Here is a 23,419-nt window from a genome sequence, read left to right on the forward strand (position 1 = left end):
GGAAACGGACGCGGGTGGTGGTGGGGCTGCTGGGGTGATGTGGGCCGGTCGCTGGGGAAGCGGGATGGCCGGGTGCCTCCTGGCCTCCCGGTGTCGTGAGGCTGACCGCGGCGGTCGGCGAGTGGCTGCGGGAGGGAGCGCCGCCGGGGCGGTGAGCGGTGGCAGACGGTGAACGCCACCCCGGCTGGTCTGGACATTTTACATATTGGTCTAGACAATATCTCCAGTCTCCCCGACTGGAGGACCCGATGAGGCGTTCCAGACTGTCCGCAATCCTCGCCGCCGCAACGCTCGCGCTCTCCGGGATCGCCACCGGAACCGCCGAAGCGGCCAACCTCCTCGCCAACCCCGGCTTCGAAGCCGGCTCGCTGTCCGGCTGGACCTGCGCCAACGCCACCACCGTCACCAGCCCCGCGCACACCGGCGGCTACGCCCTCGCCGGCACGCCCGTCGGCGCCGATTACGCCCAGTGCTCGCAAACCGTGTCCGTTCAGCCGAACACCACCTACTCCGTCTCGGCCTGGGTGCGGGGGAACCCCGTCTACCTCGGCGTCACCGGTGGGCCCTCGACCTGGTCCGGCAACAGCAGTGCCTACAACCAGCTCTCCCTCACCTTCACCACCGGCAACCAGACCTCCGCCCAGCTCTACCTCCACGGCTGGTACGGCGCCGGCACCTACTACGCCGACGACGTCGTCCTCGACGGCCCGGGCGGCGGCACCCCCGGCACGCCCGCCACGCCGGGCACCCCGCAGACCACCGCGGTCACGACCAGCTCCATCGCCCTGAGCTGGGGCGCGAGCGCCGGGACCGTCACCGGGTACCGCGTCTACGAAGGCAGCACGGTCGTCGCGACGACCACCGGGACCAGCGCCACCGTCGGCGGCCTGACCGCCTGCACGACCCACAGCTTCTCGGTCGCCGCCTACAACGGCGCAGGCGAGTCGCCGAAGAGCGCCACCGCCACCGCCAGTACCACCGGGTGCGTCGACACCGGCCTGCCCAAGCACGCCCTCATCGGCTACCAGCACGCCAGCTTCGCCAACGGCTCCGGCTACGTCCGGATGGCCGACGTCCCCGCCGCCTGGGACATCATCGACCTCGCCTTCGGCGAACCGACCTCCGTCACCTCCGGGGACATCCGCTTCACCCGCTGCCCCGTCACCGAGTGCCCGAACGTCGAGAGCGACGCCGACTTCACCGCCGCGATCAAGGCGAAGCAGGCGCAGGGCAAGAAGGTCCTCATCTCCATCGGCGGCCAGAACGGCCAGGTCCAGCTGACCACCACCGCCGCGCGGGACAAGTTCGTCAGCTCCGTCTCCGCCATCATCGACAAGTACGGCCTCAACGGTCTCGACGTCGACTTCGAGGGCCACTCCCTCTCGCTCAACGCCGGCGACTCCGACTTTCGCAACCCGACCACGCCGGTGATCGTCAACCTCATCTCCGCGCTGAAGTCGCTCAAGGCCAAGTACGGCTCGGGCTTCGTGCTGACGATGGCACCCGAGACGTTCTTCGTGCAGGTCGGCTACCAGTTCTACGGCGGCACCAGCGCCGGGGACGCGCGGACCGGCGCCTACCTGCCCGTCATCCACGCGCTGCGGGACTCGCTGACCGTGCTGCACGTCCAGGACTACAACTCGGGTCCCGTCATGGGCCTCGACAACCAGTACCACACCATGGGCGGCGCGGACTTCCACATCGCGATGACCGACATGCTCAAGGCCGGTTTCACCGTGGCGAACACCGGCCAGTTCTTCCCCGGCCTGCGCCCCGACCAGATCGCGATCGGCCTGCCCGCCGCGGTCAGCGCCGGCAACGGCTACACCTCGCCCGCCGACGTCCAGACGGCGGTGAACTGCCTGGTCAAGGGCAGCGGCTGCGGGTCGTACACGCTGCGCGGCGGCACCTCGCCGGCGCTGCGGGGCCTGATGACCTGGTCGATCAACTGGGACAAGTACTACAACTGGGAGTTCCAGAACAGCCACGAGCCGTTCCTGAACTCGCTGCCGTGACGCCGGGCGGTGTGCCCCGCCGCGGTGGGGCACACTGCCTGACGTGGTGAAACGCGACTCCGTGCTGACGCGCGTCGTCCGCATCTACGAGACCTTCGGGCCGGACACCCCGGCGCAGCGGGTCACCGACATCGCGCGCCGGGCCGGCCTGCACGTCGCGACGGCGTCGCGGCTGATCGACGAGCTGGTCGGGCACGGCTGGCTGCGGCGCGACCCCGATCGGAGGATCCGCGTGGGTGTCCGTCTGTGGGAACTCGCTTCGCGCGCGTCGCCGACGCTCGGGCTGCGCGAGGCGGCGCTGCCGTTCATGGAGGACCTGCACGCCGTCGTCGGGCACCACACGCAGCTCGCGGTGCTCGAGGACCGCGAGGTGCTGTTCGTCGAGCGGCTGTCCGCGCCCGGCGCGGTCGTGAACGTGACGCGGGTGGCCGGGCGGCTGCCGCTGCACGCGTCGTCGTCCGGGCTGGTGCTGCTCGCGCACGCACCCGCTGACCTGCAAGAACAGGTGCTCGCCGGTCCGCTCGGCGCGTTCCGCCGGACCACGCTCACCGACCCCGCGCGGCTGCGGCGGTTCCTCGCCGACGTGCGGCGGGACGGCTACGCGTACTGCGCGGGCTTCATCGACGAAGAGACCACGGGGATCGCCGTGCCGCTGCGGGGCCCCGGCGACCAGGTCGTCGCCGCGTTGTCGGTGATCGTGCCCAACGACCGCAACGCGCGGATGCAGATCCCGGCGCTGCGGGCCGCGGCGCGCGGAATCTCGCGGACGCTCTCTCACTGAATGAGAATGCCGTAGTCGGCGCCGGACCCGCCGGGAGATGCTCGGCTTCCCCGTGGGAAGGACATCGAAGTGCGCACCCAGGTCGTCATCGTCGGCGCCGGCCCGGCCGGGCTGCTGCTGTCCCACCTGCTCGGGCTCGAGGGCATCGACTCGGTGCTGCTCGAACGGCAGACCGCCGAGTACGTCCAGGCCCGCATCCGCGCGGGCATCCTCGAGGCGGGCACGGTCGAGCTGCTGCGGCAGGTCGGCCTCGGCGAGCGGCTCGACGTCGAGGGCATGGAACACCGCGGGATCCACCTGCAGGCGCCGGGGGAGCGGCGGCACATCGACTTCACCGGCCTCATCGGCCGGTCGGTGACGGTCTACGGGCAGACCGAGGTGACCAAGGACCTCATGGCGGCGCGGGAAAAGGCCGGCCGCCCCGCGTACTACTCGGCTTCGGACGTCGCCGTGCACGACGTCACCGACAAGCCGTATGTGACCTTTGTGGACGGTGACGGTACCGCCCGCCGGATCGACGCGGACGTCGTCGTCGGCTGCGACGGGTTCCACGGGCCGAGCCGTGCGTCCATTCCGGACCCGAAGGTCTGGGAGCGGACCTACCCGTTCGCGTGGCTGGGCGTGCTGGCCGACGTCGCGCCGTCGACGGACGAGCTGATCTACGCCTGGCACCGCGACGGCTTCGCGATGCACAGCATGCGTTCGCCGCGGGTGAGCCGGTTCTACCTGCAGGTGGCGCCGGACGAGGACATCGAGCGGTGGAGCGACGACCGGATCTGGACGGCGCTGTCCGACCGGCTGGGCGTCGACGGCTGGACCCTCGAGACCGGGACGATCACCGAGAAGAGCGTCCTGCCGATGCGCAGCTTCGTGACGACGCCGATGCGGCACGGGAACCTGTACCTGGCCGGCGACGCGGCGCACATCGTGCCGCCGACCGGCGCGAAGGGGCTGAACCTGGCGGTGGCCGACGTCGCCCTCCTGGCCCGCGCCCTGCGGGCTTCGTTCCAGGGTGACGACGAACTCGTGGACGCCTACTCGGAAACGGCGTTGCGGCGGGTCTGGCGGTGCACCCACTTCTCGTGGTGGATGACGTCGATGCTGCACCGCCACGGCGACGACTTCGACGCCCAGTTGCAGCTGTCCCAGCTGCGCCGCACGGTCACTTCGACCGCCGCGATGACCGAGCTCGCCGACAACTACGCGGGCCTGCCGCTGTAGTCCTGTCCGGCTCTGGCTCTTGACGCCCGGTGCGCCCGCGTCGCACCATACCCGCGTAGTAATTCGAATTATCAGTGCCGGGAAGGGCTCATGAGGGAACTGGACACGGAGATTCTGGTGGTCGGCGGCGGACTCGGCGGGGTCGCCGCCGCGCTGGCCGCCGCGTCCCGGGGGCGGCGCGTCGTGCTCACCGAGGAGACCGGCTGGCTCGGCGGGCAGCTCACCGCCCAGGCCGTGCCGCCGGACGAGAACCCCTGGATCGAGCGGTTCGGCTCCACCCGCACCTACCGCGACCTGCGCGCGGGCATCCGCGACCACTACCGCCGCCACTACCCGCTGCGGGCCGAAGCCGCGAAGCACCCGGAGCTGAACCCCGGGGCCGGGCGCGTCAGCAAGCTCTGCGGCGAACCCCGGGTCGCCCTCGCGGTCATCGAAGCCATGCTCGCGCCGCACGTCAGCGCCGGGCGGATCCACGTCCTGCGCCACCACCGGCCGGTCGAGGCGCACACCACCGGCGACCGCGTCGACGCCGTGGTCCTCGAAACCGGCCAGGACAAAGTCACCGTGCAGGCCCAGTACGTCCTCGACGCCACCGAAAACGGCGACCTCCTGCCGCTCACCGGCACCGAGCACGTCACCGGTGCGGAAGCGAAGAGTACGCACGACGAACCGCACGCCCCCGACGAAGCCGCCCCGGCCAACCTGCAGGGCATCACCTACTGCTTCGCGGTTTCCCACCACGACGGCGAAAACCACGTCATCGACAAGCCGGAGATGTACGCCTTCTGGCGCGGCTACCAGCCGGACTTCTGGCCTGGCCCGCTGCTCGGCTTCGTCGCCCCGGACCCGCGGACGCTCGACCCGGTCAAGCGCACCTTCGTCCCGAACCCGCCCGGCGACCCCCTCGCGGTGAGCGCCGACCAGAGCGCCGACGCCGGCGACAAGGAGCTGTGGGCCTTCCGCCGCATCCTCGCCCGCAACCTGCACACCGAAGGCGCGTTCGACTCCGACATCACGCTCGTCAACTGGCCGCTCAACGACTACTGGCTCAAGCCCGCGCTCACGATCCCCGGCCACGCCGACGAAGCGGACGTCGCGCAGGCGCACCACGAAGCCAAGCAGCTCAGCCTGTCGGTCCTGTACTGGCTGCAGACCGAGGCGCCCCGCGCGGACGGCGGCACGGGCTTTCCGGGACTCCGGCTCCGCCCCGACGTCACCGGCACGGAGGATGGACTCGCGAAGTCGGCGTATGTCCGCGAAGCCCGGCGCATCAAGGCCGTCACCACGGTCACCGAGCACGACGTCTCGGCCGAGATCCTCGGCGTCGACGGCCGGGTGCGCCGCGCGGACGCCGTCGGGGTCGGGAGCTACCGGATCGACCTGCACCCGTCGACCGGCGGGGACAACTACATCGACGTCGCCAGCGTGCCCTACGAGATCCCGCTCGGCGCGCTGCTGCCGATCCGCTCGAAGAACCTGCTGCCCGCCGGCAAGAACATCGGCACCACGCACATCACCAACGGCTGCTTCCGGCTGCACCCGGTGGAGTGGAACATCGGTGAAGTGGCCGGGCTGCTCGCCGCCTTCGCCATCGACGAGGACGTCGAGCCGCGGAGCGTCCACACGGACAGCAGGCTCTTCGAGGACTTCGCCCGCGTGCTGGACGCCGCCGGAGTGGAACGCCGGTGGCCGGAAGTGCGGGGGTACTGATGCGGCCGCCGGTAGAGTCCAGGCGAACCGCACGGGAGGGAGTCACCGATGACGGCGGGTTCGGGCCGGGTCACGCAGGCCCAGGTGGCGCGCCTGGCCGGCGTCTCGCAGGCCGTCGTGTCCATGGTGCTCAACGGCTCCGACAGCCTGCGCATCACCCCCGAGACCCGCGACCGCGTGCAGCAGGTGCTGCGCGAAACCGGGTACACGGTGGACATCATGGGCCGCCGGCTGCGGGGCGGGTCCAACCAGATCCTCGGCGTCTTCACCTACGAGTCGGTGTTCCCCTCCGGGGTGGCCGACTTCTACCGCCCGTTCCTGCTCGGCATCGAGGAGGAGGCCGAGGCGCAGGGCTTCGACCTGCTGCTGTTCACCAGCGGTGGCCGCCGCGACGGGCGCCGCCGCATCTACGAACAGGGCACGAACCGGCTGCGCATCGCCGACGGCTCGATCCTGCTCGGCCGCCACAACGACCCGCAGGAGCTCGCGCAGCTCGTCGAGGAGCAGTTCCCGTTCGTGTTCGTCGGCCGCCGCGAGTCGCCGACCGGGCCGATCAGCTACGTCGGCGCGGACTACGTCGCCGCCACCCGTGAGGTCCACGAACGGCTGTGGGGCCTCGGGCACCGCCGGATCGGCCTGCTCAGCGTGACCGAGGAGAACGAGCCGACGCTCGACCGCCGCGCCGGCTACGAGGCCGCCGCGCGCAGGCACCGCCGCCCGCCGCTGGTCTTCCTCGCCGACGACCCGGCGATCGCGTTGCGGCAGGCGCTCGACGAGGGCGTCACGGCGTTGCTCGTCGAGAGCTCGGCGATGGCGGACGGCATCCTGGCCCGCGCGCGCGAACTCGGCCTCGGCGTGCCCGGCGATCTGTCCATAGTGGTGCTCGGCGACGCCGACCCGTCCCAGCAGCCGCACGCGCACGCGGTGCCGAGCACCGGCACGGACTGGTCGATGTTCCGCATCCCGCGTCATGAAATGGGCGCGCACGCGGTGCGCGTGCTCGTCGGGCTGCTGAAGAACCCCAAGCCCCGCCAGCTGCTCCTGCCGTGCACGATCCACGAGGGCGCCACCACGGCGGCACCCTCCGCACCAGACCCCCGCTGAGGCGCAAACGGCCTGTTGACAGCACTGACAGCGACACTTACCGTCGCTGCTAATTCGAATAACCAGGAGGCATCGTGGCCTACCGGAGAATCCGGCTGCTCGCCGCGGCCCTGTCCGCCGTCGCACTGGCTTCGACGGCGTGCTCGGGCGGCGCCGGCGACGACAAGAACATCGCGCTGCGCATGACGGTCTGGACGACCGACAAGAACCAGCTCGCTCTCTTCGACTCCATCGCCGCCGAGTACCGCACGGCCCACCCGGAGGTCGCGTCGGTCAAGTTCGACGTCGTCCCGGGCGACACCAGCGCGTACTCGGCCGCGCTCACCACCCAGCTCTCCGGCGGCAACCCGCCGGACCTGGCGTGGATCCTCGAGCGCGACGCCCCGGACTTCGTCCAGTCCGGCGCCCTGACGAACCTCAAGCCCACTTTGGACAGTGCGCCCGGGTACAACGCCGGCGAGCTGGTGCCCGCCGCGACGAAGCTGTGGACCAAGGACGACGGCCTCTACGCCTATCCGTTCTCGACGTCGCCGTTCGGCATGTTCTACAACAAGAACCTGCTCGCCCAGGCCGGCGTCGCCGAGACGCCGGACCAGCTGCTCGCGAGTGGACGGTGGACCTGGGACGCGGCCAAGCAGATCGCCACCCAGGTCGCCGCTCGCGATACGGGCAAGGCCGGCCTGGTCATCCGCGAGTTCGAGTACAAGCAGTGGGTGCTGCTCGCGTCGGTGTGGCGCGGCTTCGGCGCCGACGCCTGGGGCCCGGACGGCCGGACGTGCGGGTTCACCTCGCCGGAGATGACGTCCGCGATGACGTTCCTGCACCAGGCGATCTTCACCGACAAGGCGCTGCCCGGCCCGGGCACGACGGCGGACTTCTTCGCCGGGGAAGCCGGCCTGACCATCGCCCAGATCAGCCGCGCCGGGCTGCTCAAGGCCAAGCCGTTCGAGTGGGGCATCGTCCCGCTGCCCGCCGGGCCGAAGGCGAACGCGCAGGTCATCGGCCAGGCCGGGATCGGCGTCCCGGTCAAGGGCAAGCACGCCAAGGCCGCCGCGGACTTCCTCGCGTTCTTCACCGATCCGGCCAACTCGGCCAAGCTCGGCCAGTACTTCCCGCCCGCGCGCGACAGCCTGCTCAACGCGGCCACCCTGGCCAAGGCGAACCCGCTGTTCAGCCAGGAGCAGCTGCAGAAGGTCGTCGTCAACGGGATCAAGACCGGCGCGGTGCTGCCGTCGCACACCGGGAGCGCGCGGATCGCCTCGCTCGTCCAGTCCGCGCTGGACCCGATGTGGAAGCCGGACGCGAACGTGCCCGCCGCGCTGGCCGGCGTCTGCCAGGCGATCGACCCGGCGCTGAGCCAATGACGTGGACGACGAAGAAGCGCGACGAGCTCGCGGGGTGGCTGTTCGTCGCCCCGCAGGCGCTCGGCTTCCTCGCCTTCGTGGTCGCGCCGCTGGTCGCGGTGGTCTGGTACAGCTTCCAGGACGTCAACCTCCTCGCCGGGACGTCGACGTTCGCGGGCGCGGGCAACTACGCGAAGCTCTTCGACGACCCGACCGCGCCGAAGGTCGCCCGCGCCACGGCGATCTTCTGCGTCGGCCTGGTCGTGCTGAACCTGGCGCTCGCGCTGTCGCTGGCGTTGCTGCTCAACCTGAAACTGCGGGGCACCACGGTGTTCCGCACGGTCTTCTTCTCGCCGGTCGTCGTCACGCTGGTCGCGTGGACGATCGTCTGGAACTTCCTGCTGCAGGACAACGGCGGCATCAACTCGCTGCTGCAGACGATCGGGGTCGACGGGCCGAACTGGCTGCGCGGCAACGGCACCGCGATGCTGTCGGTGATCGTGGTGCAGGTGCTGAAGAACGTCGGGCTCAACATGGTGCTGTTCCTCGCCGCGCTGCAGGGCATCCCGGCGTCCGTCATGGAGGCGTCGCAACTGGACGGTGCCGGGCCGTGGCGCCGGTTCCGGTCGGTGATCCTCCCGATGATCAGCCCGACGACGTTGCTGACGGCGATCATCACCGTGGCGGGCGCGCTGCAGGTCTTCGCCCAGATCCAGGTGCTGACCCTCGGCGGGCCCGCCGACAGCACCAACGTGCTGGTGTTCTACTTCTACCAGCAGGCGTTCGCCAACCACGACCTCGGCTACGGCTCCGCGCTGGCGGTCGTGCTGTTCCTCGTCATCCTCGTGCTCACGCTGCTGCAGTGGCGGATGCGGAAGCGGTGGGTGTTCCATGAGTCGTAGGGCCAAGATCGCGTGCTACGCGGTGATGGTCGTGCTGGCCGTACCGTTCGTGTTCCCGACCTGGTGGATGATCACGGCGTCGCTGCTGCCGGCCAACGAGGTGCTCGCGTACCCGCCGAAGCTGTTCCCGAGCCAGCCGCGGTGGGAGAACTACCGCACCGCGTTCACGGACTTCCCGTTGGCGCGGCAGTACTTCAACAGCCTGTACATCGCCGTGCTCGTCACGCTCGGCACGATGTTCTTCTCCTCGCTGGCCGGGTACGCCTTCGCGCGCATCCGGTTCCGCGGCGAGAAGCTGTTCGCGTTGATCCTCATCGGACTGATGGTGCCGAGCGAGGTCACGATCATCCCGCTGTTCCGGGTGGTCGACGACCTCGGCCTGACCAACACGCACTGGCCGCTGATCGTCGTCCCGATCTTCGGCGCGCCGAGCGTGCTGGCGACGTTCGTGATGCGCCAGTTCTTCATCACCATCCCGGGCGAACTCGAAGAAGCCGGACGGCTCGACGGCCTGTCGCGGTTCGGGCTCTACCGGCGCGTCGCCCTGCCGATCGCCAAGCCCGCGCTCGCCGCGGTCGCCATCTTCACGTTCCTCAACACGTGGAACTTCTTCCTCGAACCGCTGGTGTACCTGACCGACAAGGACATGTTCACGCTGCCGGTGGCGCTGACGCAGTACATCGACGTCTACGGCGGCCACCTCTGGAACGTCCAGCTCGCCGCCGCGACCACCACGGTCGTGCCGGTGCTGGTCGTCTTCATCATCGCGCAACGCCAGTTCGTCGAAGGGCTCGCCCAGAGTGGGCTCAAAGGCTAGCGGAGCTTTCACGGGAAAGCTGCGTCCGGGGAAGGGCGACGGTGAAGGTCGATCCGGTGTCCACCTCGGATGCCACGGTCACCGTGCCGCCGTGAGCCTGCACGAGGTGGCGCACGATGGCGAGGCCGAGACCGCTGCCGCCGGTCTGGCGGCTGCGGGACTTCTCGGCCCGCCAGAACCGGTCGAACACGTGCGGCAGGTCCTCGGCGGCGATCCCGGTGCCGGTGTCCGCCACAGCCAGCGTGACGGTGTCCACAGTGGACGATACGTGGATCGTCACGCGGCCGCCGGGCGGGGTGTGCCGGACCGCGTTCGTTACCAGGTTGCCGACGATCTGGCGCAGCCGCACCGGATCGGCGTCGAGCCCGGTGGAGCCGGCCGCTTCGACCGCGAGCGTCACGCCGGCCGCGGCGGCCCGGTCGGCGTGCGCGGCGGCGACGTGGCCGGCCAGCTCGGCGGCGTCCACCGGCTCCGGGTGCAGCCGCAGCCGGCCGGCGTCGGCCGCGGCGAGGTCCTGCAGGTCCTCGACGATGTGCTGCAGCAGCACGGTTTCTTCGAGCAGCGACGTCGACAGCGCCCGGTCGAACGGCAGGTGCCCGTCCTCGGCGGCCTCCAGCCGGCCGCGGATGACGTTGAGCGGGTTGCGCAGCTCGTGGGCGATGTCGCTGACCATCGCCTTGCGCTGCTCCTCGATGCGTTCGCGGCGCGCGGTGAGGTCGTTGAACGCGGCGGCGAGGTAGCCGACCTCGTCGCGGGACTTCACCGGCGCCGGCCGGTCCTGCTGCGCGGCCTCGGTCAGCGCGCGCAGCGGCCGCGACAGCCGCCGGGCGACCAGCACGGTGATCGCCGCGGCCAGCACCAGCACGCCGCCGGTCACCGCCAGGATCCGCGTGAGGTTCTCCTGCGACAGCGTGAACGTCGGCAGCTGCGACCCGCCGGGGCCGAGCGTGAAGAGCAACGCGGGCGGCGCGACGAACGGCGTCAGCTGCGCGCGGCGGGCGGAGTCGACGCAGGCGCGGCTGGGGCCCTGGTCGGCGACGCCGAGCGCGTCGAAGTCGAGGCCCAGTTTCACTTCCTCGGCGCCCTGGGCCCGCAGACAGCGGTTCACGGCCTCGTCGAGGCTGTCGAGCGCGGCCTGCTCGGTCGGCGTCGGGGTGGCCAGGTCGTAGATGCCGCACTTGGCCGCGAAGTAGCGGGCGGCGAGCGGGTCGAGCCCGGTGAGCTGCGGCCGGCCGCTCGCCCCGGCGCGCACCTGGCTGGGGAAGCCGAACGAGGTGAGGCACGCGGCGGCCTTCCGCGCCAGCCCGTCGAGGTCCTCGCGCTCGGCCGCGGGCAGGCGGAACGGGCCCGCCGCGCGCGGGTCGATGCCGCTGGTCCCGGCCTGGGGCAGCAGCACCGGGTCGACGTGCAGCGGGTCGACCGACGCCGTCGCCTTCACCGGGAGGGTGACCGGCTCGCCACCGGAGTCGCCGAGGACCCGCCGGTCGAGGGTGGTCAGCACGATCCGGCGGCCGGTGCCCGCGGACAGCTCCCGCAGCCGCGGGCCGACCTGGTCCCACGTGTGGTTGGCCGCGGCGAAGCCGATCAGCTCGGTGTAGATGGTCGCGTCGCCCGACAGGGCCTGGCCCTGCTCCTGCTGGATCGCGCGGGTCGTGGTCTGCACGGCCAGCCACGCGGTCGCGGCGATGGAGCCCAGCGCGATCAGCAGGGAGACCGCCGTCAGCCGGACGACGAGACTGCGCCGGAGCGGAAAGCTACGCGTCATTTTCCGCCGTCAGCTTGTACCCCACGCCGAAGACGGTACGCAGGTAGACGGGCTTCTGGGGGTCGGGTTCGAGCTTCTTGCGCAGGTTGAGGACGTGGACGTCGATGATGCGGGTGCTGACGAACCGGTCGTCGCCGCGGGTCAGCTCCAGCAGCTGGCGCCGGGTGAACACCCGCCCCGGCTGCCGGATCAGCGTCTCCAGCAGCTGGAACTCGCCCGGCGTCGTCTCGACCGGGCGGCCGTCGACCGACACCTCGTGCCGGACCGGGTCGAGCCGCAGGGCGCCGGCCCGCAGCGCCGGGTCGGGCGGCTCGCTGCGCGCCGACGTCCGGCGCAGCAGGGTGCGGACGCGGGCCATCAGCTCGCGCGGGCTGTAGGGCTTGGTCAGGTAGTCGTCGGCGCCCAGGTCGAGGCCCAGGAGCAGGTCCTCCTCGGTCGCGCGGGCGGTGAGCATCAGCACCGCGACGTCGGACTCGCCGCGCAGGATGCGGCAGACGTCCAACCCGTCGACCTTGGGCATCATCACGTCGAGGACCAGCAGGTCGGGCCGTTCGCGGCGGGCCTCGTCGAGGGCCGCGCGGCCGTCCGGGGCCAGCACGACGGTGTGACCTTCGCTCTCGAGGTAGAGCCGGAGGACCTCGGCCTGCTTCTCGTCGTCCTCGGCGACCAGTACACGTGCGCACACGGCGTCGAGGTTAGGCGTCCTGACACCGTCACCACCGCATCCTGACCGGATCTTCATACCTTGAGGGCACGAGCCAGGTCTTTGTCAAAGTGTTGACCCGGGGCTCGGTGACCGGCAAAGGTCGGATGACAGCTCTGGGAGGCACGGTGCGATACAAGTTCACGGCGGCACTGGTCGCGACGGCGGTGATCGGGGCGCCCGTCGTCGCTTCGGCGGCTCCGACAACGTTGTCAACGCTGGTGGGGGACCCGGCGGCCTACGTCGACCCGCTGATCGGCACGGGGAGCGGCGGCAGCTCGGTCGGTGAGATCAACAACTTCCCCGGGCCGGCGGCACCGTTCGGGATGATGCAGTTCTCGCCGGACACCCAGGGCGCGTACGCCGGCTACCAGTACCACGCCGACCGGATCCGGGGGTTCAGCCTCGACCACGCCTCCGTCGGCTGCAACGCGTTCGGCGACGTGCCGATCCTGCCGGTCACCGGCGACGTCGGCAGCGCACCCTGGGACCGCACCGAGCACTTCGCCCACGACGGCGAGCAGGCCGAGCCCGGCTACTACGCCGTGACGCTCGCCGACTCGAACGTCCGCGCCGAGCTGACCGCGACCACCCGCACCGGGCTCGCGACCTTCACCTACCCGGCGGGCTCGACACCGCAGGTGCTGGTCAAGGGCGGGGCCAGCCTGGCCGGGAACTCCGCCGCGACCGTGAAGATCACCGGGGACCGCGAGGTGAGCGGCTCGGCGACCACCGGCAACTTCTGCGGCAAGGGCAACCACTACACGGTCTACTACGACATCACCTTCGACCAGCCGTTCACCGCGCACGGAACGTGGGACGGCTCGTCGGTGCAGCCGGGCACGGACAGCGTCGACTCGCCGCGGGCGGGCGCGTACCTGACGTTCGGCTCGGGGACTGTGCACGCGAAGGTGTCGATGTCCTATGTGGGCGTCGACGGCGCGAAGGCCAACATGGCCGCGGAGGTGCCGGGCTGGGACTTCGCCGCGGTCCGGAAGTCCACTCGCGACAAGTGGGCGCGGGCGCTGGGCAAGATCCGCGTCGCCGGTCGCGACACCGCGCAGCTCAAGACGTTCTACACCGCGCTGTACCACTCGCTGCAGCACCCCAACACGTTCGACGACGCCGACGGCCGCTACATCGGCTTCGACAACCAGGTCCGGACCCTCCCGCAGGGACGGCACCAGTACGCGAACTTCTCCGACTGGGACACCTACCGCTCACTCGCGCCGCTGCACGCCATGTTGTTCCCGAAGGAAGCCAGCGACATGGCGCAGTCGCTGACCAACGACGCCGTGCAGGGCGGCTGGTGGCCGCGCTGGCCGATGGCGAACGGCTACACGGGACAGATGACCGGGGACAGCTCGGTCGCGCTGATCTCGAACCTCTACGCGTTCGGCGCGCGCGACTTCGACGTCAAGACGGCGTTGAAGTACCTGGTCAAGGGTGCGACTTCGGTCGACGGAACGCCGGGGGCGTACCAGGAACGGCGAGGTATCGCGGACTACGTCGCCCGCGGGTACCTGCCGAACAACGACGCCTCACGCGGCGACCACGCCCGCGTCGGCGCGTCGATCACCCTGGAGTGGGCGATCGACGACTTCGCGATCGCGCAGTTCGCGCAGGGGATCGGCGACCGCGACGTCGCGCGTGAGTTCACCGAGCGCGGCCAGAACTGGCAGAACATCTTCAACCCGCTGACCGGGTACCTCCAGCCGCGCGGGCAGGACGGCCGCTTCCCGGACGGCCCGGCCTACGTCCCGCCGCCGCCCGGCAAGTTCGGCCAGGACGGGTTCGACGAGGGCAACGCGGCCCAGTACACGTGGCTGGTCCCGCAGGACCCGGCCGGGCTGGTGACGGCGATGGGCGGCCCGGCGGCGGTCGCGTCCCGGTTGGACACCTTCTTCCAGAAGCTGAACGCCGGCCCGAACGAGCCGTACATGTGGGCGGGCAACGAACCCGACTTCGGGGTGCCGTGGCTGTACAACCACGTCGGGCAGCCGTGGAAGACGCAGCAGGTGGTCCGCGAGATCGCGACGACGCTGTTCAACGCCACCCCGGACGGCGAGCCGGGCAACGACGACCTCGGCGCGCAGTCGTCGTGGTACGTCTGGGCCGCGCTCGGCATCTACCCGGCCACGCCGGGGACGCCGGACCTGGTCGTGCACAGCCCGATGTTCGAGCGTGCTCTTCTGAGCCTGCCCGACGGGCGGACGCTCGACATCCGCGCGCCCCGGGCGCCCGCGACGTACGTCCACTCGTTGTCGCTGAACGGCCGGGACTGGAACCGGACGTCGCTGCCGGTCGGCACCGCGCGCGACGGCGGGCGGCTGGACTTCTCGCTGGTGTCCACTCCGGACAAGCGGTGGGCGGCGGACTCCACGCCACCGTCCTACCGGGACAGTGAGAAGCCGTTCCTGGCCTCGGCGGCCAACCAGGTCGTCGTCCCGCCGGGGAGCACCGGGGAAGCGACCGTGAGCGGACAACGGCTCGGCGGGCACGACCGCGTGCTCGACCTGACCACGCAGGCGCCGTCCGGCATCTCGGTGACCGGGCCGCGGCAGCTGCGGCTCGACGACCGGACCGGCAGCGGTTCGGCGGAGCTGACGGTATCGGTGGCCGCCGGCACCCCCGAGGGCTACTACCAGGTGCCGGTGACCGTCCGCGGCGGCTCGACCACCGTGTCGTCGTCGGTGATCGTGCTGGTCGCGCCTCCGGGCGGCCTGGCGGCGGCGTACTCGAACGTCGGCATCTCGGACGACGGTGACACCGGGTCGGCCGACATCGACGGCGCCGGGAACAGCTTGTCGCGCCAGGCTTTGGCGTCGGCCGGGCTGGTGGGCGGTCAGCGGGCTTCGGCCGTCGGCACGTCGTTCGTGTGGCCCGCGGCGCCGGCGGGACGGCCGGACAACGTCGTCCCGGCCGGACAGACGATCAAGCTCTCGGGGACGCGGTTGTCGTTCATCGGCACGGCTTCCAACGGCGACCACCGCGCGTCGGCGACGGTGACGTTCACCGACGGCACCACCGCGGCCGCCGACCTGTCCTTCGGTGACTGGGTGTTCCCGGGCGGCGGCACGGACCCGGTGTTCGGCAACACGCTGGTGGCCCGCACGGACCACCGCAACTCCCCGGGCGGCCCGGGCGGCGGGGCGTCGATCTACGCGACGACGCCGTTCGACGCCCCGCCCGGGAAGCAGATCGCGTCGGTGACCCTGCCTTCCGACGGCAACCTGCACGTGTTCGCCCTCGGCCTCGCCTGACGGGTGGGCGTCAGGCGGCTTGCTGGGCGTTGTAGACGTTGATCGCCGCGTCGCCGAAGTGCGGGCTGCGTTCCTCGTCGGAGTTGTCGTCGGAGTGGTAGCTCACGTTGCCGACGAGGTAGCCCCAGCCGCGGGACAGCTGCAGGTCGTCGAGCCAGGGGCCGCCGCTGGCGCCGTGGCCCTGGTCGCAGTGGATCGCCTCCTGGTCCGGCTGGAACGGCCAGATCCCCGGGCGCCACGTCGTCCCGGTGCAGTAGCGCAGCTGCTGGCCGGTGATGCCGGTGCGGGCCGGGTGCGTGTCGAACGGGTAGCCGAACTCGTAGACGGTCCAGTCGTAGCCCTGGCCGAACTTGTAGCCCTGCCAGCCGGTCACGTTGGCGACGCTGACGCCATTGCGTGGCCAGAGCGTGATGGCCGCGAAGTCGTAGTCGCTGTCCTTGCCGTCGAAGTAGCCGTTCGGCGTCGACACCGACTTCCAGCTCCACCGGCCCAGCGGCTCACCGGAACCGGCGTAGTCCGGGACGAAGACGAAGTTGCTGTACCAGTGCTTCGCGCCGTCGGTGACGCAGTGCCCGGCGGTCCAGATCATGCTGCGGTTGGTGGAGTTGATGACGCTCGCGGTGCACTGGTGGCCGCCGTCCGGCTCGTCGAAGTACAGCTTGCCGACGGTCGTCGCGGGCATCTGGCCGTGCGCGGTCCAGACCTGCGACTGGCTGAGCGAAGTCAGCGCGCCCGGGGCCTGGGGCACGGTTTTCGCCACCGCCGCGCCCGGCGCCGACCGCGCGGGCAGGACGTGCGACTGCGGCTCGGATCCGTGCTGTTCCCGCGGGATGTCGGCCGGCTTGGCCGCGGCCATCCGTTCCGGCGTCCACGAGCTGAGGACGTCCTTTTCGGCCGTGGCCGACTGGAGAACCACCGCGGCCGACGCTTTGCCCGGCACCGCCGGCGTTCCCGCGTGCGCCGTGCCGTGGACCAGCAATCCCCCGAGCGCCACGACGGCGGCGACGCCTGCCCATCTTCTCACTTGGCACCTCCCCGTTCCGGGCGGTGGTTCCGCCCGGCAGCCAGCCTCCCGCCGCACGGCGGGGCGGCGACACTGGACCTTGGAGTTGCGCCGTTCAGGGCAGACCGGGCGGGGCCGGGCGGGCGCGGAGCAGGCAGGCCACCGACCCGGCCTGCAGCCGCGACTCGACGCGCAGCTTGATCAGGACGTTGCTGACGTGGAACTTCACGGTGCGCTGGCTGATGTCGAGCCGCCGGGCGATCCCGCGGTTGGACAGGCCGTGGCCGAGCAGGCCGAAGATCTCGCGCTCCCGCCGGCTCAGCCGCTCGACGCGTTCGAAGACGCCGTCGTTCATCTGTTCCCCCTCTGCTCGCACCGAGAAGAGGGGGAACGCGCGGGTGCAGATACTCAGCCGGGCGAGCCGGCGGCGCAGACCGTGATCGGGGCCGCGTGCGCCGGGTCGAGCGCGTTGCGCACGAGGTGCCAGACGTTGAGGTCGTAGGCCTCGCCGATGTGGCCCACCGGGTCGAACGGGCAGAAGTCCTGGACGTACTGGTTCCGCACGCCGGGCTCGCGGACGAACGACGTCTCGGTCGGCGTCACCAGCTCGTCGTAGCGGGAGGTGATGATCGTGTAGCCGATGCCCGGCTGCGCGACCGGGCCCGTGTTCAGGGCGACGATCGCCGCGCCGCCGTCCAGTTCGTCGGCGAAGATCGGGAGGCCGATGGTCTTGACGATCGTGTCCCACGTGCTCTTGCCGAGCAGCGTGTAGGCCAGCGTCAGGAGGCCGGACGCGTTCGCGCCGTGCGTCGGCGGGGCGATCGCGACGACCTGGCCGAGCTCGCTCTGGATGCCCTGCATCTTGGCGAGGTACAGCGACTGGAGGCCGCCCTCGGAGTGCCCGACGACGTCGACCTTGGCCGCGCCGGTGGCCGCGCGGACCTTCTCGACGAAGGCCTTGATCTCCAGCGACGACTCCGCGACCGGCTTCAGCCCGCCGACGAACGGGAACTGCGGGTAGGCGCCGTAGGTGAGCGAGAACGTGCAGTAGCCGCGGGCGGCCAGGTCGGCCTGGAGGAAGTTGAGGTCCTCGTAGTAGGTGGCGAACGTGCCGTGGAGCAGGACGACCGGGTTCGGGTGGGCCGCGGACGGCCGGCAGCCGAAGTCGTTGTTCCCGCCGGCGGCCGCCTGGGCCGGGACGGCGGCGCCCAGCGTCAGCAGGCCCGCCAGGCCGATCGCGGCCAGCCATCGTTTCGTTCCCCGCGCCATTGCGAAGTCCCTTCGTCTGGTGGTGTGCACAGCATGCGCCGGTTGATCAACGCTGTCTGCTGGCAAAACGCGCAGAAACTTGCCGCGACCGTTTGTGCATGGTGACAATGTGGGGGTGGATGCCGTCGAGGCGCTCTTCCCGCGGTCGGGGGAGATCGCCGCCGCGATGATCGCCCGGTGCGCCGCCGAGATCCCGGCGTACCGGCTGCTGCCGGCGAGCGTGCTGGAGGGCGACCTGGTCGCCAACGCGCTGGCCGTGTTCGAGCTGTTCCTCACCACGGTGGCGGAGGGCCGCCGGCCGACCCCCGACGAGCTCGCCCTGCCGATCGCGTGGGGTGCGGAGCGGGCTCGGGACGGCTTGCCGCTGGAGGCCGTGCTGCGGATCTACCCGCTGGCCGCGAGCGTGGCGTGGGAGCAGGCGAGCGGCGACCGCGCGCTGCTCGGGGCGCGGATGCTCGACTTCCTCGGCGAGGTGATGCCGCGCGTCGCTGCGGCGTACCTGCGCGAGCGCGACGACCTCGACTGGGAGCGGCGCGAGGACCGGCAGCACCTCACGGCCAACCTGCTCGCCGGCCGGCCGGTGGGCCGCCGGGAGCTCGCCGAGGCGTACGACGTCGTGGTGTTCCACCTGCCCGCGCAGCCGGCCGCCGCGGGCTCGCGCGCGGCGACGGACCTGTTCCGGGCGGTGAGGTCCGATTTGGACAGTCAGCCGGGTGTGCTGGTGACGTTCAAGGGTGACGGCGGCGTGCTCCTGGTGCCGGCCTCGGCGTCCGCCGACGAGGTGGCGGCCCGGGTGGACCGGGTCTGCGGCCGCCCCTGTGTCGCGGCCACCGCCCGCGCTTCGACGCACGCTCGCATCCCCGCCGCGCACGCCTCGGCGTCGGAAATCCTTGCGCTGGCGGAGAACCTGGGCCGGCCGCCACGGCTCTACCGGCTGGCCGACCTGGCCATCGAGTACCAGATCGCCCAGCCGAGCCCGGCGCGGGAAGCGCTGGCCGCGGTGCTGGCGCCGCTGGCGGACCACCCGCACTTGATCGACGCCCTGCGTGCGTTCGTGACGTCGGGGTACAACCGCGGCGAAGCGGCTTCGGCGTTGAGCATCCACCGCAACACATTGACGTACCGGCTGGGGCGCATCCAGCTCATCACGGGCTACGACGCGACGCAGCAGGCGGACGCCCGCCACCTGGCCGCCGCGATGACGGCTCACGACATCGTGCGCCGGAACGGGTGAATCCCACGGGATAACGCTTGGGTCGCGTTCTCGCGGATCCGTTGCGGATCGGCGCGGGCGGCCGATTCCAGGGGGCGGACACGGAAGAAGTTGATTCCCATGAAAGCCGCCGGAGTTCTCGTCGCCGTCCTGATCGGAACGTGCGCCGCCGCGTGCGGGGTGCCGTCGGTGGTCGGGGTGCCCGTACCCGTCGCCGTGACGCCGGCGCCGGCCACCACGGCTGTCGTCGCGGTACCGGCGCCCCCGCAGACGGTCTACGTGCCGCAGCCCGCCTATGTGGCCCCCACGGACACCGCGGAGGCGCGCACGGTGGTCGCGTACTACGACGCGATCAACCGCCGCGACTTCGCCACGGCGTGGTCGCTCGGCGGCAGCCGCATCGCGGGCGGTGGTGGCTACACGAAGTACGTCAACGGTTTCGCGACGACGTCGTGGGACACGCTGACCGTCACGGACGTCCGCGGGAGCACGGTTTCCGTTGTGCTGTCCGCCGTCCAGACCGACGGAAGCATCCGGAGGTTCGCGGGCACCTACACGGTTTCCGGCGGCGTCATCACCGGCAGCCACATGACCCGGACGAAATGAGCCAGCCCATGCGTCTTTTCCGAGCCACCGCCGCCCTTTCCGCCGTACTCGCGCTGGCCGCGTGCGGACTGCCGCGGACGATCTCCGGCCAGCCCGCGGTGTCCACAGTGGTCACGACAGCGCCGAGCACGCCGACGGTCACCGTGGCCCCGCCGCAGACGGTCGTCGTCCAGCCGCCGCAGACCGTCGTCGTCACGCCGAAGGGTGCTTCCGCGCAGTGGTACGCCCAGCCGAGCTGGATCGCCGCCCAGCCTTGGATCACGATCACACCGGCGGTGGGGCAGACGCCGTGTCAGTGGCTTCATGCGCGTGGATACTCTTATGCGCAGGCCTATGCCGCTTGGGCGCAGAACGGTTATCCCGCGAGCTGGTCCGCCACCAATGATGGCTATCCCTGCCAGAAGTCTTACGGCATGCAGCATTAGGTTCGCTCGTTCGCCAAGTCGGTGCCCGCCGCTCGCCGCTGACCCACCCACGCGCGGACCACCTCCGCCAGCACCGACAACGGCAGCGGCCCACCTCCGAGCACCACGTCATGGAAGTCCCTCAGCGAAAACGCATCCCCCAGCGCCTCCGCCGCGAACCGGCGCAGGCGCAGGATTTCCAGCCGGCCCGTCATGTACGCCAACGCCTGGCCCGGGCACTCGATGTACCGGTCGGTCTCCGACTGGACCTCCACCTCGCTCAGCACCGTGTGCGTCCGCAGGAACCCGACGCACTGCGAACGCGTCCAGCCCAGCGCGTGCAGACCCGTGTCGACCACCAGCCGCGCCGCTCGGACCGAGTCCTCGGCCACCATGCCCAGCCTCATCAAGTCGCTCGAAAACAAGCCCATCTCGTCGGCCAGCCGCTCCGCGTACAGCCCCCAGCCCTCGGCGTACGCCGTCACCGGGGCTATTCGGCGCAGCAGTGGCAGGTCCGTCAGCTCCTGGGCGAGCGAGACCTCGAAGTGGTGGCCGGGCACCGCTTCGTGGAACGCCACCGTCTCGGCGATGAACCGGTCGCGCGTGCGGACCTCGTGCGTGTTGGTGAAGTAGGTTCCCGGGCGCGAGCCGTCGAGGGCGGCCGGCAGGTAGTACGCCGGGGCGGCTACCGGTGCGTCGGCCTCCGGGACCGGCCGGACGACGCACTCGGTGGCCGGCCTGCGGTGGAACCACTCCGGGGCCGCCGCCGTCGCCCTGGCCACCGCCGCCCGGGCCGTTTGCAGCATCTCCTCCGCGTCGCGCCAGCGGAGGCTGTCGTCGGTGCGCAAGCGGCGGCGCACCTGGGCCGGGTCCGTCAGCCCGAACTCGCGGCCGCCTATCTCCGCGTACTCGGCATCGAGCCCGGCCAGCACGTCGAGCCCCAGCCGGTGCAGCTCCTCCGGAGAGTGGCCCGTGGTCGTGTGCATGCGCGCCAACGCCGCGTAGTGCGCCGCGCCGTCCTCCAGCCAGCGCAGCCCCGGCCGGTCGTCGGGACGGCCGTGCCCGACGACGTCGGCGGCGAGGAACTCCCGGTACCGCGTCAACGCGGGCCGGACGGCCTCCGCGACCAGCCGGTCACGGCGCTCGCCGCGGTCGCCGGTCAGCGGCTGGGCGAACAGCTCGTCCTGCGCGAGGTACCGGTCCAGGAACGCGACCGCGTTGCGCGCGTTGCGGTCGACCGGCGTCCGGCCCGCGCGCAGGCCGTCCCCTTGGCGCCGCGCCAGCGCTTCGTAGAACGCCGGGAGCCCCGCCAGCCGGGTCAGGTAGTCCTCCTCGGCCTGTTCGCCGGCCGGGGTGAGCTGCGGCAGGAACGCCAGGTGGCTGATGCCGGTGGCGAACATCGGGTCGGCGAGGGTGAACTCGACGACCCGCGCGTCGAGCTGGGTGAGCACGGCTTCCGCCTGCTGGACGACCACCCCGAGCGTCACCCGGTCCGCGTCCGCCGACGCCCGGGCCCGCGCGAGGACGCCGGCGGCCCGCTCGCGGATCCGGGCGTGCCCGGCTTCGGAAGGGTCGGGCAGCTGCGCGTCATGCCCCGGGACGCCCACGAAGGTCGCCTCGAGCGGCATCAAGGTGCCCAGCACGTCCAGCAGTTCGTCCGCGAGCGCGGCGGCGGAGGTCATCGCCCCATTCTGTCGGCAAACGAGCGGGGCCGGGAGCTGGTCGCTCCCGGCCCCGCCGGTAGCTGCTTGATCACCCGGCTCTGCATCTGCGGCGGTCGCGACGACCTGCTGGCCACGTTGTCGACAGCCCGGCGCGCGCATCGACGTGTGCGTCGAGCGGAGATGCACGCGGTGATGGCAGAACTGGTGGTGGCAGCGAAACCGGTAACGCTGAACGCGGGACAGCCAGCTGGGCCCGACGACTCTGCTGTCCACGGTGTGCGCCTGGAGGGCGCGGAGATCCGGTGCGAACCTCCGCGCCCCGTGCGACGAGCCACCGTGCCACCGGCTGCCCGCCTGGGTCCCTGCTCCGACTTCACCGTCTTGACACCCGGAACCCGTGCGTCGCACTCTCGTGCGCTCCGCACCTATACCAGGGTCTTAATTCGAAGGGAATACTGGTATATACCGTAATTAGAGCTCGATTAGCGCTCTGAGCTGCGGAAACTTCTAATTTGTCATTCGGTTGGTGGACAGCACTCTGGACACCTCGCTGAGCCTTGGACGCATTCTTCGCTTGATACGTGCGTCTCGGCGAACCAGGGTGAGAGTATCGGATCGTCCCCGCCCGTGAGGTGCCGCTGAGGCCGGGGAACGCCCGGCGTTGAGTGCCACCTCGTGCCGTGCGTGAGATCCGGCGTCTCCGACTTCACCGACTCGACCGTCGCCCGGGCACCTCGAGGCGCTGCAATCCCTGGAGCGTTTGATCATGTTTCCTAGACAGCATCAGCCGTGCGCGCGCATCGCGGGAGACTCGTCCATCACGACCGTGGGCGGCGTCGCTCTCCTCGTGATCGTGGTTTCGGCCATCTTCGGGGCGCACCTGTTCGGCGAGGAGCAAGAGCCCGTCCTGCTCTTGCTCCTCGCCAGTACTGGTGCGTCGGCAGGCCTCTCCATGAGCGGGCCGCTGATTGTGCTCAACCTGCGATTCCGTCGATTCAGGTTGGGTATCGAAGCGGTGGGTGACATATGACTCTTCCTGCGGCGGACCGTCGGCCGTGGAGCAGGCGTCCAATGAAACGCGACAACCTCCGGCTTCAGCCCATTCTGACCGGGCGCGTTCGTGAGACCTTCACTTCAACCGAGCGAGTGGTGCTCAGGCCGGATGAACTGACGTTGGCGACGGTGTCTGAATTTGTGGCGATGCTCCGGTTGGTATTGGAGAAGTCCGGCTTGACCGCGGGGCAGGTCGCGGCGAAGACGACGATCGCTCGGAGTTCCGCGTACAACCTCGTGTCCGCTACGCGGACCGGCCTGCCGGTCGATCCTGTGCAGGTGCGGCTGTTCGTGCGTGGGTGTGGCCTGCGTCAGGACCAGGTTGACGCGGTCATGCGTGCGTGGGCGCGACTGAGCGTCGACAATCGCCGGCGGAGGGACGGGAGCTCGGCGAGATCCGAGCAGTCGCCCTTGCCGAAAGATCTGGGGGTCGACGAATGCATGGAGGAGATTCGGCGACTCCGTGCCGCGGGCGATCACGTTGTGGCAGCAGCATGGGCGCGGAGACTGACCGGAGCCCTGTTGGCCGAGCGTGCTCAGCTCGACGCCTGAAAGAAACCGGGCCGGGAGCTTTCCGCTCCCG

20 protein-coding genes are annotated in these 23,419 nt (G+C 70.9%); 14 read left to right on the forward strand and 6 right to left on the reverse strand.

Features of this window, described 5'->3' with window-relative positions:
* Positions 1–248: 248 nt before the first annotated feature.
* The 8 genes from ACWEVP_RS18780 (at position 249) to ACWEVP_RS18815 (ending at position 9,893) form a co-directional block, all read left to right on the forward strand.
* A complete protein-coding gene (locus ACWEVP_RS18780) occupies positions 249–2,015 on the forward strand; it encodes a chitinase (protein ID WP_452063797.1) in 1,767 nt (588 codons plus the stop codon).
* Positions 2,016–2,058: 43 nt separating this feature from the next.
* Positions 2,059–2,796, forward strand: coding sequence for an IclR family transcriptional regulator (locus ACWEVP_RS18785; RefSeq protein WP_452063798.1), 738 nt, complete (start codon positions 2,059–2,061; stop codon positions 2,794–2,796).
* Between the two features lie 69 nt (positions 2,797–2,865).
* Complete coding sequence (locus ACWEVP_RS18790) at positions 2,866–4,017, forward strand: 4-hydroxybenzoate 3-monooxygenase (protein ID WP_452063799.1); 1,152 nt, start codon at positions 2,866–2,868, stop codon at positions 4,015–4,017.
* Positions 4,018–4,107: 90 nt separating this feature from the next.
* Positions 4,108–5,727 (forward strand): FAD-dependent oxidoreductase, encoded by a 1,620-nt coding sequence (locus tag ACWEVP_RS18795; protein ID WP_452063800.1) that lies wholly within the window; start codon positions 4,108–4,110, stop codon positions 5,725–5,727.
* Between the two features lie 48 nt (positions 5,728–5,775).
* The gene (locus ACWEVP_RS18800; RefSeq protein ID WP_452063801.1) at positions 5,776–6,831 is read left to right on the forward strand and encodes a LacI family DNA-binding transcriptional regulator; all 1,056 of its coding nucleotides are present in this window, start codon (positions 5,776–5,778) and stop codon (positions 6,829–6,831) included.
* 74 nt (positions 6,832–6,905) lie between these two features.
* Positions 6,906–8,195 carry an ABC transporter substrate-binding protein gene (locus tag ACWEVP_RS18805; protein ID WP_452063802.1) on the forward strand — a complete coding sequence of 430 codons (1,290 nt, stop codon included), beginning with the start codon at positions 6,906–6,908 and terminating at the stop codon, positions 8,193–8,195.
* Complete coding sequence (locus ACWEVP_RS18810; RefSeq protein WP_452063803.1) at positions 8,192–9,076, forward strand: carbohydrate ABC transporter permease; 885 nt, start codon at positions 8,192–8,194, stop codon at positions 9,074–9,076. Before ACWEVP_RS18805 ends, ACWEVP_RS18810 begins: the two co-directional genes overlap by 4 nt.
* Positions 9,066–9,893, forward strand: coding sequence for a carbohydrate ABC transporter permease (locus ACWEVP_RS18815; RefSeq protein ID WP_452063804.1), 828 nt, complete (start codon positions 9,066–9,068; stop codon positions 9,891–9,893). Before ACWEVP_RS18810 ends, ACWEVP_RS18815 begins: the two co-directional genes overlap by 11 nt.
* Here ACWEVP_RS18815 and ACWEVP_RS18820 read toward each other — a convergent pair.
* Positions 9,883–11,658, reverse strand: a complete 1,776-nt coding sequence (locus ACWEVP_RS18820) for a sensor histidine kinase (protein ID WP_452063805.1) — start codon at positions 11,656–11,658, stop codon at positions 9,883–9,885. The two genes, ACWEVP_RS18815 and ACWEVP_RS18820, sit on opposite strands and share 11 nt — an antisense overlap.
* Entirely contained in the window at positions 11,648–12,343 is a 696-nt protein-coding gene (locus tag ACWEVP_RS18825) for a response regulator transcription factor (protein ID WP_372664335.1), read from the reverse strand. Before ACWEVP_RS18825 ends, ACWEVP_RS18820 begins: the two co-directional genes overlap by 11 nt.
* A 146-nt stretch (positions 12,344–12,489) precedes the next feature.
* On the opposite strand from ACWEVP_RS18825, the gene ACWEVP_RS18830 reads away from it, so the two are divergent.
* On the forward strand, positions 12,490–15,624 hold the full coding sequence (locus ACWEVP_RS18830; RefSeq protein WP_452063806.1) for a GH92 family glycosyl hydrolase: 3,135 nt from the start codon (positions 12,490–12,492) through the stop codon (positions 15,622–15,624).
* 10 nt (positions 15,625–15,634) lie between these two features.
* Here the strand turns inward: ACWEVP_RS18830 and ACWEVP_RS18835 are convergent, their stop codons facing one another.
* The 3 genes from ACWEVP_RS18835 to ACWEVP_RS18845 all read right to left on the reverse strand — a co-directional run bounded on the left by ACWEVP_RS18835 (position 15,635) and on the right by ACWEVP_RS18845 (position 17,896).
* A complete protein-coding gene (locus ACWEVP_RS18835; protein WP_452063807.1) occupies positions 15,635–16,648 on the reverse strand; it encodes a trypsin-like serine peptidase in 1,014 nt (337 codons plus the stop codon).
* A gap of 94 nt (positions 16,649–16,742) precedes the next feature.
* On the reverse strand, positions 16,743–16,982 hold the full coding sequence (locus ACWEVP_RS18840) for a helix-turn-helix domain-containing protein (protein ID WP_452063808.1): 240 nt from the start codon (positions 16,980–16,982) through the stop codon (positions 16,743–16,745).
* Between the two features lie 53 nt (positions 16,983–17,035).
* On the reverse strand, positions 17,036–17,896 hold the full coding sequence (locus ACWEVP_RS18845) for an esterase/lipase family protein (RefSeq protein ID WP_452063809.1): 861 nt from the start codon (positions 17,894–17,896) through the stop codon (positions 17,036–17,038).
* Positions 17,897–18,011: 115 nt separating this feature from the next.
* Between ACWEVP_RS18845 and ACWEVP_RS18850 the strand changes: the two genes are divergently transcribed.
* From ACWEVP_RS18850 to ACWEVP_RS18860, 3 genes are all read left to right on the forward strand, one after another.
* Positions 18,012–19,130, forward strand: coding sequence for a PucR family transcriptional regulator (locus tag ACWEVP_RS18850; protein ID WP_452063810.1), 1,119 nt, complete (start codon positions 18,012–18,014; stop codon positions 19,128–19,130).
* Between the two features lie 99 nt (positions 19,131–19,229).
* Positions 19,230–19,715 (forward strand): hypothetical protein, encoded by a 486-nt coding sequence (locus ACWEVP_RS18855; RefSeq protein ID WP_452063811.1) that lies wholly within the window; start codon positions 19,230–19,232, stop codon positions 19,713–19,715.
* Positions 19,712–20,140, forward strand: coding sequence for a hypothetical protein (locus ACWEVP_RS18860; protein ID WP_452063812.1), 429 nt, complete (start codon positions 19,712–19,714; stop codon positions 20,138–20,140). The genes ACWEVP_RS18855 and ACWEVP_RS18860 overlap by 4 nt, the downstream gene beginning before the upstream one ends.
* On the opposite strand, the gene ACWEVP_RS18865 is transcribed toward ACWEVP_RS18860, so the two are convergent.
* Complete coding sequence (locus tag ACWEVP_RS18865) at positions 20,137–21,801, reverse strand: DUF885 domain-containing protein (protein WP_452063813.1); 1,665 nt, start codon at positions 21,799–21,801, stop codon at positions 20,137–20,139. The two genes, ACWEVP_RS18860 and ACWEVP_RS18865, sit on opposite strands and share 4 nt — an antisense overlap.
* A gap of 808 nt (positions 21,802–22,609) precedes the next feature.
* On the opposite strand from ACWEVP_RS18865, the gene ACWEVP_RS18870 reads away from it, so the two are divergent.
* Both ACWEVP_RS18870 and ACWEVP_RS18875 read left to right on the forward strand, forming a co-directional pair.
* Positions 22,610–22,813: a hypothetical protein gene (locus ACWEVP_RS18870; protein ID WP_452063814.1), complete on the forward strand. Its 204-nt coding sequence runs from the start codon at positions 22,610–22,612 to the stop codon at positions 22,811–22,813.
* 41 nt (positions 22,814–22,854) lie between these two features.
* Positions 22,855–23,388 carry a hypothetical protein gene (locus ACWEVP_RS18875; RefSeq protein WP_452063815.1) on the forward strand — a complete coding sequence of 178 codons (534 nt, stop codon included), beginning with the start codon at positions 22,855–22,857 and terminating at the stop codon, positions 23,386–23,388.
* Positions 23,389–23,419: the final 31 nt, after the last annotated feature.

This window comes from Amycolatopsis sp. NPDC003865 (assembly GCF_053605345.1).